Origin of the sequence: Caballeronia sp. (genome assembly GCF_049581465.1) — a bacterium.
In the GTDB taxonomy this organism is placed as follows: domain Bacteria; phylum Pseudomonadota; class Gammaproteobacteria; order Burkholderiales; family Burkholderiaceae; genus Caballeronia.
In genome coordinates this window covers 1-12,447 of the sequence record NZ_JBAUSA010001054.1, presented here as the reverse complement: position 1 = coordinate 12,447, position 12,447 = coordinate 1, and the positions used below count along the sequence as shown (strand labels likewise).

The window sequence follows — 12,447 nt, the reverse complement described above, 5'->3', positions numbered from 1 at the left end:
GTGTACGTCGCGCCGGGTCAGCATGACGTCGAGACGTTGGGCGTAGACATCGGCGACATCCACGCCCGTCACTTCCTCGCCGATCGACCCAAGCGCCTTCACGATCGCCTCGCGACGCCCGCCGATCACGATTCTGTCGTCCGCCTTGAGCACCAGGTTCGGCTGCGCCTTTACGACCGCGCGGCCGCGCAGCACGCGTTCGACCTTCAGCGCATAGCCGTTTCGCTTTTCAACCTGATCGATGCTCAAGCCCGCCGCGCCAATCACGCGCAGCTCGCGACCGACAAGCGACGGCGCCGCAAGATGCTGTCCTTCGCCCAATGCGCCGTCGCCGCCCAGCGAACGCCACAGGCGCTCGGCTTCGTCGCGCAGGTTCACGCGCAACATCAGCGGCGCGAACTGGCTGGTGAACAGCACGATGGTGACAAGCCCGAACAGGTAGCTGACGCTATACGCGGTGACAATGTTTGCCTGCAGCCGCGCAATCTCGGCGGCGGGCAGTCCGAGCTTGCCGATCGCTTCCGACGCCGTGCCGACTACGGCCGACTCAGTGGCGGCTCCGGCCAGCAAGCCGGCCGCCGTGCCCTGGTCCAGGTGCAGCAACACGACCGCGCCGAGCACGAGTCCGATCACGACAATCATCTCGACGACGGACAGCAGTCCGTAACGCCAGCCGCGCCCGACGTTGGCAAAGAATTGCGGCCCACCCGTGAAACCGAGCGCGAAGATGAATAGCGCAAACGCGATATTTTTCAGATCCGGCGACAGGCGCGCCCCGCTTTGCCCGAGTATCAGCGCGACGATCACCGTGCCGCACACGCCGCCCAGTTGCAGAGGGCCCAGCTTGAACGAACCTATGAAAAAGCCGATTGCGAGGCTCGCGAACAATGCGATTTCGGGTTGACGTGCAAGCAAGTTCCAGATCATGAAATTGTCGCCGCTATTAGTTAATAAATTAAATCAATGTTCTTTGACTAGGTACCCTAATTAAGTGGATCATTAATTGATAATGCTTTAAGAGCGAAATTTCAAGCCAGAGTTTCCCTACTATTTCCATTTGATTTTTGCAAGCAATACGTAGATGAAATTGCCGGATTGCATTCAATTTGCTCATAAAATGTAGAAGCTGGACAACGTCCGCTTGCGATTTGTTTGAAAAATCATCCGGCCCTTCCTGCATGAATGCTCGCATCATAACCACAGAAAGCGCCACAGATAGCGGTGCCTTCAATTTTTATTGATGTTCGAAAAGGCAACTCACAAAACAGCATTTCTAAGGAATGATTCTCGAAACTGTTACGTTGAAACAAAAATTCGAACAAATTCTCAATTCACTTCTATAAACTGTATCTTTGAAATATTTATTGCCATAAAATAATAACTGTGAAAGGCTTGCGGTATTGCGGAATACGTCAAAGCCCAACCCAAAGAGTGTAATTCCGCATGTGTATCAATTTCGCCCGAAAAGCCGCAACAAAAACGCTGCATGCGAGATCGCCGCGCAATGCAGTACCGCTGTTTTTAGACACTGAGAGGTAGGAAGCAATGAATCAAATTCATGCAATGCGTGTTTTTGTACGGGTGTCGGAAACCGAGAGTTTTCGACGCGCCGCGCAACAACTCGATGTATCAAATGCGCTCGTGACGCGTGCGATTGCCATGCTGGAAGCGCATTTGCGTACCCGCCTGATTAACCGCACCACTCGTAACCTCTCGTTGACGGAGGCCGGCACTCGTTATCTGGAAGGCTGCCGTGCATTGCTTGAAGAACTCGACCATCTGGAGTCCATGGTCGCGCATACAGAAGGCGATCCAAGCGGCACATTGCGCGTCGTGGCATCCGGTTCGCTCTCGTTGATGGCGCTGACGCCGCTTATTGACGGATTCCGGCAGGTTTATCCCAAGGTGAACGTGCGCCTCTCGCTTTCCGAGCGCCATGTGGACCTGGTGGAAGATGGTTTCGATGTCGGTATTGTCACGGCCTTCATGGTTTCGAGCACGGCGCTGGTCGAACGTCCTGTTGCCACGAACACGCTGATTCCTGTTGCCACGCCCGCCTATCTTGAAGAACACGGCACGCCCAGCATGCCCGGTGACCTGCTGCACCATTCCTTCGTCGCGCTGCCCAACGAAATGCGCAGTGCCACGTGGCATTTCCGACACCGAAGCAACGGCAGCGCCGACCAGGTCACGCTAGCACCCGTGTATACGGTCAACAGCGCGCTGATGGTGAGGCTCGGTACGCTCGCTCACATGGGCATCTCGATCCTGCCCGAAGGCATAGTGGCCGGCGATTTGAAGGACGGTTCCCTCGTGCGCGTGCTGAACGACTACGCCATTGACGACCCCGATGTGAAGGTGTCCATCGTGTATCCGGGACGACAGTACCTGCCGGCGAAGACCCGCGCATTCATCGACTACACACTGGAACATATGGGGCCTGGCGGCGAAGTATCGGCCGCGGCGCTGCCGGAAAACGAAAACGTGCTGTCACGCCTTCAGATGGTGCCGCCGCCGAACGCCGCGGCCCACTAAATCAAACGTCCAAGCCATGCCGGACACCGATTCGACGCCCATCGGCATGATCGTCTTCAGTAGCCGGGAATATGATCGCGACGCCTTCACCGCGGCGAACGCAGCATTCGGCCACGCATTGCAGTTCCAGGAATCGCATCTTGACGCACAGACAGCGATCCTGGCCCACGGTTGTGCGGTGGTGTGTCCGTTCGTCAACGACGTGGTGGACGAAGCCGTGCTGGTCGCGCTTCGAGACGGTGGCACGCAGCTTGTGGCGCTGCGTTCGGCAGGATTCAATCATGTGGACCTGGCTGCGGCAGCGCGGCTTGGTATTGGCGTGGTCCGCGTGCCGGCTTATTCGCCGCATGCGGTAGCCGAGCATGCCGTAGGCATGATCCTTACGTTGAACCGCAAGTTGCATCGCGCGAGCGCCCGTACCCGTGACGGCGATTTTTCACTGAATGGGTTATTGGGTTTCGATCTGCATGGCAAGACCGTTGGCATTATAGGAACTGGAATTATCGGACGTGTGTTCGGCGGCATCATGGCGGGCTTCGGCATGACCCTGCTGGCACACGATCCGGGCACTCCGGCGGATGATCTTATTGCGCTTGGCGCGCGTTATGTCTCACTCGATGCATTGCTTGCGCAATCGGATATTGTGAGCTTGCATTGCCCGTTGTTACATTCCACTTACCATCTCATCGATACCGCCGCACTTGCCCGCATGAAGCGCGGCGCAATGCTTATTAATACGGGCCGCGGCGGGCTCGTCGACAGTCGCGCACTCATCGGGGTGCTGAAGAGCGGGCAGCTCGGTCATCTCGGTTTGGATGTCTACGAAGAAGAAGGGGGTCTGTTCTTTGAAGACCACTCGAATGCATTGTTGCAAGACGACGTGCTGTCCCGGCTTCTGTCGTTTCCGAATGTGATCGTGACATCGCATCAGGCTTTTTTTACCCGCGAAGCATTGATGCAGATTGCCGATACCACGCTTGGCAATGTAAAAGCCTGGTTCGACGGTTCCCCCCGGAATCAAGTCCTTTCCTGAACGCCCTGCTCAATCGATTCGAATAGTCAAGATTATCTTGCTCTGGCGATATATTTATACCGAGCGGTTAATATAGATTATTAGACGAGTCCTTCGACTAATGCCTATTGGGAACTTTGGTCGTGGGGATGGAGACATCGGTTCTGCTGGCAGTCCCCCGATCCCCTTAGTTAGTGATAGATCACCCTCGACGACGTCAATCTCGTCAGCGTCCCGCGCTGGAACCTGAACCAGCCATCGGTGCTTTTCAGCACGACTTCGCCGTCTTGCCAGAACACGCCCGTGAGCTTCATGCGACGCCCGATCCTTTCAACCGTCGGCGGCCGCTTCCGGAAGTCGTAAAGCACCAGTTCCGGTGGGCCACTATCGAATGCCTCGACGATCATCCGTGCGCCCGACATCTCATCGAAATGCGCGATGCGGCCCGCGTTCAAACGGTCGAACGTCGCGCCGTCCAGTTGTGCGTCAAACCCTGCGCCCTGCTGAACGAATTGCACGCCGCCGGCTTTCGTCGCAATCGGACCCATTCCCGTTTGCGCGTCCTGCGCAGAAACAGACGCGCCATAAATCGCGATTAATGCGGCAAAGGACCAGGTCAGAGCGAGTTGAAATGCTTTCATGGAGGTCCTGGAGAAAGGTGGAACACCGCAACCTATTCCGCCCGATGTGAAAACGCAACACGTTGACGAACACTTCCTGCCCCATCTGCGGCGTATAAACGGCACCCCGAGAAAAACCGAGGGTTTTCACTCAGCGAAGATAAAAACCTTGGGTACAATTTGGCGCTTCCGCTCCGTCCGCACCACAGCGTTCTGCACTCCGATAGCGCTCGACCAGCCGACTTGCAGCCCGCCCATTCAGCCAGTCCTCCTCACCCAGCTCCATGCCTCTTCCCCTTCTCGCCCTCGCCATCGCCGCGTTCGGCATCGGCACGACCGAATTCGTCATCATGGGCTTGCTGCCCAACGTCGCTCGGGACCTTGGGGTGTCGATTCCGGCGGCCGGCATGCTCGTGTCGGGGTACGCACTCGGCGTGACCATCGGTGCGCCGATCCTCGCCATCGTTACCGCGAAAATGCCGCGCAAGAAAGCGCTGATGAGCCTGATCGGCGTGTTTGTCGTGGGCAACTTGCTGTGCGCCATCGCACCGGGATACTGGGTGCTGATGGCCGCGCGCATCGTGACGGCGTTCTGTCACGGCGCATTTTTCGGGATCGGCTCGGTCGTCGCCGCCGATCTCGTCGCGCCCAACCGCCGCGCGCAAGCCATCGCGCTGATGTTCACCGGACTCACGCTTGCGAACGTACTGGGCGTGCCTCTGGGCACAGCGCTCGGTCAGGCAGCCGGATGGCGCGCGACGTTCTGGGTGGTGACGCTGATCGGTTTAGCCGCGGCGGGCGCGTTGGCCGTGTGCTTGCCCAAGCACATCGAAATGCGCGAGTCGAGCATCCTGCGCGAATTCAACGTATTGAAGAACCCGCAAGTATTGATGGTCCTGGGCATCAGCGTGCTTGCATCGGCGAGCCTTTTCTCCGTGTTCACCTACATCACGCCGATTCTCGAAGACGTCACCGGCCTGGCGCCGCACGCGGTCACGTGGGTGTTGCTGCTGTTCGGACTCGGGTTGACAGTCGGCAACACGCTTGGCGGCAAGCTGGCAGATTGGCGGCTGCTGCGCTCGCTCGTGGCGTTTTTCGTCGCCATTGTGGTAGTCCTCACGATATTCGCCGCCACCATGCACGCCGCCATTCCCGCGATGATCACGATCTTCGTCTGGGGCATGCTCGCGTTCGCGATCGTGCCCCCCTTGCAAATGCTGATCGTGAATCGCGCGAGCGACGCGCCGAACCTCGCGTCAACGCTCAACCAGGGCGCGTTCAATCTCGGCAATGCCACGGGCGCGTGGTTCGGCGGGATGGCAATCGGCGCTGGCGCGCCGCTGTTCACGCTTCCGTGGATCGGCGTATTGCTGGCATGCTGCGCGTTCGGATTGACGTTACTGTCGGCATCGATGGCTCGCCGGGCTCCGCGCGGTGGGCTTGGGCAAGCGGCCTGAGCGTGATCGGTTTGACAGCGCCTGATGTTCGCGCATTCTATTCGCCCACCTGAAGCGCCGGCAAAATCACGCCCGCGCATTCCCCAAATCCGACACGATACCCATCGCCCTGGCACCACCCTGTCAGCGTCAGTTCGTCACCGTCTTCAATGAATCTCCGCTCGCCGCCGCCTTCCAGCGCGATTGGCCGCTGCCCGTTCCACGTCATCTCGAGCAAGCTCCCACACGAATCCGGTGTCGGGCCGCTGATCGTGCCCGAGCCCATCAAATCGCCCACGCGCGTGTTGCAACCGGCCACCGTGTGATGCGCGAGTTGCTGCGCCATCGTCCAGTACATCAGCTTGAAATGGGTCGTGGCGAGCTTCGTCGCCGAGTCGGCGTGTTCTGGTCGAAGATGCGCGTGCAGGGTGATATCGAAGGCATGGTCGCCTGTATGGCGAAGGTAGGCGAGCGGTTCCGGGTCCTGTTTCGGCGAGCTCGTCCTGAACGGTTCCAACGCGTCAAGCGTCACGATCCACGGTGAGATGGTCGTGGCGAAACCCTTCGCGTTGAACGGCCCCAGCGGCACGTATTCCCACTGCTGGATATCGCGGGCGCTCCAGTCGTTCAACAACACCATGCCGAAGATATGCGACTCGGCCTGGTCGCATCCAATCGGCTGTCCCAGCGCATTGCCCGCCCCGACGATGAACCCCGTCTCAAGCTCGATATCCAGCTTTCGACATGCCGCAAAAACCGGCCGATCCTGATCGGGCAGCTTGATCTGGCCGCGAGGACGGCGCACCGGCGTGCCGCTCACGATCACCGATGAAGCGCGCCCGTTGTATCCGATCGGCATTTCGGTCCAGTTCGGCAGCAACGCATGCTTGGGATCGCGGAACATCGAGCCCACGTTGGTTGCGTGTTCCTTCGATGAATAAAAATCGGTGTAGCCCGGAATGTCGACAGGCAGATGCAGCGTGGCGCTTCCTCGCGGCACGAGCGCGCGCGGGCGCAGCGCAGCGTCGGCCTTGATCGTCTCGCTGCCGCTTGCCAGCAACGCGCTCAACTGGATGCGCACACTTCTCCAACGCTCCACGCCCAGCGCGACAAACGCATTCAGCGCCGGCCGCGCGAACACCGGTTCACATTCGATCAGCCGCGCCCGATGCAGCACATCGAGGTCGACGATCCAGTCTCCGATCGCCACGCCTGCCCGCGGCGACGGATTCGCTTCGTCGGAGAAGATGCCGAACGGCAGGTTCTGGATCGGAAAGTCGCTTGAAGAATCATTTGCCGATTCGATCCAGCTCCTCAATGCCGGCGCGCGCGTCGCATCGAGGGCGTCGAGCGCGTCTTTGCGGGTCGAGTCGATCATCGCTGCTCCGGGTTGAAATGTTTGGTCAAACCCTGCCAGCATTGGTAGTAATCCGCCTGCAGTTGAGCGGTCTCCAGTGCGAAGCGGGTCGGCTTGATAAGCGTACGAGTTTCGAACATGAACGCCATCGTGTCGCCCACCTTCACGGGTTTCGACGTGTCCCCCTTCGATGCCTTTTCGAACGTCTCGGCGTCGGGACCGTGCCCCGTCATGCAGTTGTGCAGGCTCGAACCGCCCGGCATGAAGCCTTCCGATTTCGCGTCGTACACGCCATGCACGAGGCCCATGAATTCGCTCGCCACATTCCGATGAAACCAGGGCGGCCGGAACGTATCTTCGGCCGCAAGCCAGCGCGGCGGAAAGATCACGAAGTCGATCGCGTCCACGCCCGGCGCATCCGTCTGCGATTGCAACACGAGAAATATCGATGGATCGGGGTGATCGAAGCTGATCGAACCGATCGTGTTGAAGTGCCGCAAATCGTATTTGTACGGCGCGTAGTTGCCGTGCCACGCGACTACGTCGAGTGGCGAATGACCGATGTCCGCGCGCCACAACACGCCATTCATCTTGGCGACGAGTTCGAACGCGCCCTCACGATCCTCGTACGCCGCGTGCGGCGTCTGGAAATCGCGCGGGTTCGCCAGGCCGTTCGAGCCGATCGGCCCGAGGTCCGGCAAGCGCAGCAATGCGCCAAAGTTTTCGCAGATATAGCCCCGTGCCGTGTGGTCCGGTAGCGTGACGGCGAAGCGAACGCCGCGCGGAATGACAGCGATCTCGAACGGTTCGATGTCGAGCTTGCCCAGTTCAGTCGCAATCGACAGGCGCCCTTCTTGCGGCACGATCAGTAACTCGCCGTCGGCGTTATAGAAGTAGCGGTCCTGCATCGAACGGTTAGCGGCGTAAAGATGGATCGCACAACCGCTCATGTTTTCGGCGGCACCGTTACCCGCCATCGTCACCCAGCCGTCGATGAAATCCGTTGCCGCATCGGGCATCGGCAGCGGGTCCCAACGTAACTGGTTCGGCGGCGTGGGCGGCACTTCCGCGAAGTTGGCAACGAGCTTGGGACCCACTGAATCCGCAGGGACGGGCGTGAATGGGTGATGCATGGCAGCCGGCCGTATCCGATACAGCCACGAGCGCCGGTTATGCCCACGCGGTGCGGTGAATGCCGTGCCGGAAAGCTGCTCGGCGTAGAGCCCGTAGTTCACACGCTGCGGCGAATTGCGCCCGAGCGGCAACGCGCCGGGCAATGCCTCAGTGGCGAAATCGGCGGCGAAACCCGACTGATAGTGACGGCTCGCGTCCGTGTGACTCGTGAATGCGCCAGATGGTTCGTGTTTCATACGTTGTCCTTTTCATTCATAGACGACCCGGCCACATCGCGACGCGCCATGGACATCGCTTCGCGCAGCACGTCCATATCGCCGATCTGGTTCGACAGCAGCAGGATCAGCTTCGCGTTTACAAGCTGGCTTTGTGCATCTGCGAGGTCGCGATGCATGTCGATCAGCGCTTCGTAGAAGGCGTCAGGATCGGCGAGACGCAAGGTGGTATCGAGCATGGGTCGTGTCACACCAATTGGGCTTCGTTCAGCGCGCACGTGGCGCGGGCCAGAGCGTTGCGGACGGCGCTAAGATCAAGGGTTCGGGCGCGCATCGCAATGTGCTGGTCAGGGCGCACCAGATAGAAAGTGCCGGGTTTTCCATCGAAACGTTTGGCGAGCAGGCCTTCTACGTCTTCAACGATCTCCACGCCAGCTTGGCTCACACTGCCCGATCCGGCCGGCACGATCAAAATCGGTTTCACATGGGGGCTGAGCGTTTTCAACGCGTCGAGTCCGGCGGCCGACGGGCCGAACAAGACGCCCGCGAACGACGATCCCACGCACGGCAAGAACCACGCATCGCGCCCATCGATCCGCACGGGCGCATCGGCGGCGACTGAACCAGGTACCAGCGCACCCGCGAACGCATCGCGATCTAACGTGCTCAACGGCGAGTTTCGAAGCACCGACGCCGTCGACAATCGCCCGCTATTCACGAGACGTCGCGCGAAGTCGCAGTCTTTCGCCAGCAGCAAAGCGGCGTCGCGAAACACGCGCGACACGGCGCTCTTGGGCGTAATGAAATCGGTTGAGCGCGTGGAATGGCGGATGTTTTCATCGGCGGCGGCTTCGCGTTCGCTTGCATAGGTATCGAGCAACGCGTCGGGCGCCAGATCATCTACCACCAGCTTCAGTTTCCAGCCGAGATTGTCCGCGTCCTGTACCCCGCTATTCGCGCCGCGCGCACCGAAAGGCGACACGCCGTGCGCCGAATCGCCCGCGAACAAGACCCTTGCATGGCGAAACGTATCCATGCGCTGGCATCGGAACGTATAGACACTGACCCATTCCAGTTCGAACTCCACGTCCGCGCCAAGCAGCGCGCGCACGCGCGGAATCACGCGCTCAGGCTCTCGTTCGGCAACGGGATCGGTGTCCCACCCCAACTGGAAATCGATACGCCACACGTTGTCGGGCTGCCGATGCAGCAACACCGACTGATTCGGATGAAACGGTGGATCGAACCAGAACCAGCGCTCGGTCGGAAAATCAGCTTTCATCCTGACGTCCGCTATCAAGAACCGGTCCTTGAATGTGCGGCCATGCGCATCCAGCCCCATCAGGGCGCGCACGGGACTGCGCGCGCCATCGGCCGCGACCACGTAACGCGCGCGCAAGCTGTAGGGACCATCGGGCGTATCGGTCTGCACCGTCACACAATCGTCCGACTGCCCGATCCCCGTCACCTTGTTGTGCCAACGCGCGTCGAGGAATGGCAATTCGCGCGCGCGTTCAACCAGATAGCCTTCGACGTAATACTGCTGCAGGTTGATGAAGGCCGGACGCGCGTGGCCCGACTCCGGCAGCAAATCGAACGAATAAAGCAAGTCGTCATGCAGGAACACCTTGCCGACCTTCCAGCTCACGCCCTTCTTGACCATCGGTTCGCCGCATCCCAGCCGATCGAAGATTTCTAGCGTTCGCTTCGCAAAGCAGATAGCGCGCGATCCCGATGACAGCGTGTGGTCGTCGTCAAGCAGGACGACGGGCGTACCTTGCTGCGCGAGATCGATCGCGATCGAGAGACCCACCGGGCCCGCGCCGATCACCACGACCGGATGCAAGGGCGCGTTGCCGGACTGGTCCGACGAGCGCCGATACTCGAACGTCAGGGACTGAAAATCGATATCCATGATCTTCAGCTCTCGAGCGTTTCCCACATTTCCTTGTCGCGTTGCGCCGTCCAGATGCGCGGATCGCGATACTGCGTGGCTTCATCGAAGGCGCGCGTGACATCGAACGGCATGCAGTGGTCAAAGATCACCCACTTACCGAATTTCGGCTGGAGCGCGGCGTAGGTCAGCTTGTAGATCTCGTTCAGGTCCTTGCCCGCAGCCGTGCCCAGCTTCACCTGGTTATACAGCTCGCTGACGAACGCCCGCGTTCCCGCAATACCCTCGGCCACTTGTTGCGGCGTCTTGAGCGCGGCGCCCCGTCCCGGCACCAGCTTCTCAGGGTTGAAGGCGGCGAGCGCATCGAGCGTGGCCGGCCAGTCCCGATAGTAGGCATCGCCACAATACGGGGTTGCGCCATATTCGACGAGATCGCCCGACAGCATCACTTTGTCCTGCGGCAGCCATAGGACCGTGTCGCCCTTCGTGTGGCCACGGCCGAGTTGCATGATTTTTACTTCGAGCTTGCCGAGCCAGAGGGTCATTTCGCCCTTGAACGTGAGCGTAGGCCACGTCAATCCCGGCACCGATTCCACCGCATTGAAGAGTCGCGGAAAGCGCTCGATCTCGCTCTTCATGTCCTGCTCGCCGCGCTCGACGATCAGGTCGTAGGTATCCTGGCTCGCGATGATTTCCTGCGCCTTATATGCTGACGCGCCCAGCACGCGAACCGCGTGATAGTGCGTGAGGAGAACGTACTTGATGGGCTTGTCGGTGACTTCGCGGATCCTCCGGATCACGTCCTGGGCCATCACGGGCGTGGCCTGGGTGTCGGCCACGAGCACGGCGTCGTCACCGATCACAATGCCCGTATTGGGGTCGCCTTCGGCGGTGTAGGCATAGGCATGTTCGGAGAGACGCTCGAACGTGACCTTCTTCTCCGTCAAATCTGCCTGCGATGCGAACTTCTTTTCACCAGTCATCTTTGCCTCCTGAGCTTTAGCCGCTAGATCCCGCGGACGCGATTGATGCGGTCGTCTTGTCAATTACGAATAGTAAAATCAATTACGATAAGTGAAATTGCCGTTTACCCTGATTGGGTACCCGGCCGCCTTCATGTAATTCATATAGATACGTGGATTTTGTGCAAAGCGTCATGCGTGGCACTGCTACCATCGACGCTATTCAGGCATTAGGCTTCTTTTTCATGATCGCGCCAACCATCCCGCAACTCGTCTTGCGCGCCGCAGAGCATCCCCTCCCCGGGGCGCGTTTTGTCATGGGCGACGGCGCCCTTGCGGGGTTTGCGGTTGCGCAATACGAGGGAGTAACCCTTGCCAGCGCCTACGAGCCGATATTCGACGTCACCACGCGTGGCCAGCCGCAATCGCTGACGGCATCGGTTGAAAGCGCGGAAAAATTCGGCGATGAACTCGGCTTCCAGGCAGTGACGCTGACGCGAGACGGCGCATCGTTCGATCCGTTCACCGAATTCGACGACGATCGCCAGCTCGTCGAACTCGACCGGCTTTCACGCGCGTTAAACGCCTTCAATTTCTTCGGCGCACAGCGGCCGGGGCTGCTGTTTCTTCGTGTTCACGAGCGGTTGCTGAAGAGCGTGAAATACGATCACGGCAAGCACTTCTCGCACGTTCTGCTGGAGTTCGGTTTGAATCCGGCCCGGGTCGTTATTGAGTTGCCGTCGGCGGCGGTGGCGCATCGGACGTTTCTTGGGTATCTCGTGAAGAGTTATCAGAAGTACGGGTTCAAGGTTGCGGGGAATTTGCCCAATGCCGGGCAGATCATGTCGGTGTCGGATATGGCGCGGCTGGATTTCATCAAGATGGATGCCGGTATGGCGTTGAGGGATTCTGTGGTGAAGCCGCTGGTGGGGTACGCGCACCGGCTGAAAATTCCATTGATCTTCAGCCATGTGGCCGATGAGGCGCAGTTCGAAGCGCTGCTTCAGTTCGATGTGAGCTTCGTTCAGGGGGCAGCGTTTGAAATTCATGCCATTGGGCCCGCTTCTGACGTGCGGTGATTTTCGGGGGGCGGTGCTGGTGGCGGAGGGGTGCTGCTCGCGGAGAGTGTGGGGCTAGGATTGAGTCCTTCTGCTAGCGTGGTCGTTCTGCTTAAGTCGGATTTTCTTGCTTATTTCTGTTAGCCCCTATCCGGGGCGGGACTTCATTTCTTTTCAAACGCGAAAAGAAACGAAGCAAAGAAACGCGTTTTAAACCGCCAATT

The 12,447-nt window shown here is 59.5% G+C and carries 10 protein-coding genes and 1 pseudogene; 4 read left to right on the top strand and 7 right to left on the bottom strand.

From position 1 onward, the window contains the following. Positions 1-927: pseudogene (locus WCA53_RS25825) on the bottom strand (aspartate-alanine antiporter); the annotation flags it as partial. 618 nt (positions 928-1,545) lie between these two features. Here WCA53_RS25825 and WCA53_RS25820 point away from each other — a divergent pair. Continuing rightward, positions 1,546-2,535, top strand: coding sequence for a LysR family transcriptional regulator (locus WCA53_RS25820; protein WP_423917099.1), 990 nt, complete (start codon positions 1,546-1,548; stop codon positions 2,533-2,535). Between the two features lie 40 nt (positions 2,536-2,575). Next, the gene (locus WCA53_RS25815; RefSeq protein ID WP_423917106.1) at positions 2,576-3,568 is read left to right on the top strand and encodes a 2-hydroxyacid dehydrogenase; all 993 of its coding nucleotides are present in this window, start codon (positions 2,576-2,578) and stop codon (positions 3,566-3,568) included. Between the two features lie 170 nt (positions 3,569-3,738). Here WCA53_RS25815 and WCA53_RS25810 read toward each other — a convergent pair whose 3' ends face one another. Beyond that, positions 3,739-4,188, bottom strand: coding sequence for a hypothetical protein (locus WCA53_RS25810; protein ID WP_423917097.1), 450 nt, complete (start codon positions 4,186-4,188; stop codon positions 3,739-3,741). A 263-nt stretch (positions 4,189-4,451) separates the two neighbouring features. Here WCA53_RS25810 and WCA53_RS25805 point away from each other — a divergent pair, with 263 nt between their 5' ends. Then, the gene (locus WCA53_RS25805) at positions 4,452-5,624 is read left to right on the top strand and encodes an MFS transporter (protein ID WP_423917095.1); all 1,173 of its coding nucleotides are present in this window, start codon (positions 4,452-4,454) and stop codon (positions 5,622-5,624) included. Between the two features lie 37 nt (positions 5,625-5,661). On the opposite strand, the gene fahA is transcribed toward WCA53_RS25805, so the two are convergent. From fahA to WCA53_RS25780, 5 genes are read right to left on the bottom strand one after another with little or no spacing between them, the layout of a single operon-like run. After that, entirely contained in the window at positions 5,662-6,981 is a 1,320-nt protein-coding gene (gene fahA / locus WCA53_RS25800) for a fumarylacetoacetase (RefSeq protein ID WP_423917093.1), read from the bottom strand. Continuing rightward, on the bottom strand, positions 6,978-8,330 hold the full coding sequence (hmgA, locus tag WCA53_RS25795; RefSeq protein ID WP_423917091.1) for a homogentisate 1,2-dioxygenase: 1,353 nt from the start codon (positions 8,328-8,330) through the stop codon (positions 6,978-6,980). Before hmgA ends, fahA begins: the two co-directional genes overlap by 4 nt. Continuing rightward, the gene (locus tag WCA53_RS25790) at positions 8,327-8,548 is read right to left on the bottom strand and encodes a DUF2783 domain-containing protein (RefSeq protein WP_423917089.1); all 222 of its coding nucleotides are present in this window, start codon (positions 8,546-8,548) and stop codon (positions 8,327-8,329) included. The genes hmgA and WCA53_RS25790 overlap by 4 nt, the downstream gene beginning before the upstream one ends. 8 nt (positions 8,549-8,556) lie before the next feature. Continuing rightward, positions 8,557-10,224 carry an FAD-dependent oxidoreductase gene (locus WCA53_RS25785; RefSeq protein WP_423917087.1) on the bottom strand — a complete coding sequence of 556 codons (1,668 nt, stop codon included), beginning with the start codon at positions 10,222-10,224 and terminating at the stop codon, positions 8,557-8,559. 5 nt (positions 10,225-10,229) lie between these two features. Next, positions 10,230-11,186 carry an MBL fold metallo-hydrolase gene (locus WCA53_RS25780; protein WP_423917084.1) on the bottom strand — a complete coding sequence of 319 codons (957 nt, stop codon included), beginning with the start codon at positions 11,184-11,186 and terminating at the stop codon, positions 10,230-10,232. A gap of 224 nt (positions 11,187-11,410) precedes the next feature. Between WCA53_RS25780 and WCA53_RS25775 the strand changes: the two genes are divergently transcribed. After that, the gene (locus WCA53_RS25775; RefSeq protein ID WP_423917102.1) at positions 11,411-12,244 is read left to right on the top strand and encodes an EAL domain-containing protein; all 834 of its coding nucleotides are present in this window, start codon (positions 11,411-11,413) and stop codon (positions 12,242-12,244) included. The last annotated feature ends 203 nt before the right edge of the window (positions 12,245-12,447 follow it).

Coding starts and splice junctions, on each gene's coding strand:
- WCA53_RS25790 (WP_423917089.1), bottom strand. CDS start 8,548: ATGCTCGATACCACCTTGCGTCTCGCCGATCCTGACGCCTTCTACGAA.
- hmgA (WP_423917091.1), bottom strand. CDS start 8,330: ATGAAACACGAACCATCTGGCGCATTCACGAGTCACACGGACGCGAGC.
- WCA53_RS25820 (WP_423917099.1), top strand. CDS start 1,546: ATGAATCAAATTCATGCAATGCGTGTTTTTGTACGGGTGTCGGAAACC.
- fahA (WP_423917093.1), bottom strand. CDS start 6,981: ATGATCGACTCGACCCGCAAAGACGCGCTCGACGCCCTCGATGCGACG.
- WCA53_RS25775 (WP_423917102.1), top strand. CDS start 11,411: ATGATCGCGCCAACCATCCCGCAACTCGTCTTGCGCGCCGCAGAGCAT.
- WCA53_RS25810 (WP_423917097.1), bottom strand. CDS start 4,188: ATGAAAGCATTTCAACTCGCTCTGACCTGGTCCTTTGCCGCATTAATC.
- WCA53_RS25805 (WP_423917095.1), top strand. CDS start 4,452: ATGCCTCTTCCCCTTCTCGCCCTCGCCATCGCCGCGTTCGGCATCGGC.
- WCA53_RS25785 (WP_423917087.1), bottom strand. CDS start 10,224: ATGGATATCGATTTTCAGTCCCTGACGTTCGAGTATCGGCGCTCGTCG.
- WCA53_RS25780 (WP_423917084.1), bottom strand. CDS start 11,186: ATGACTGGTGAAAAGAAGTTCGCATCGCAGGCAGATTTGACGGAGAAG.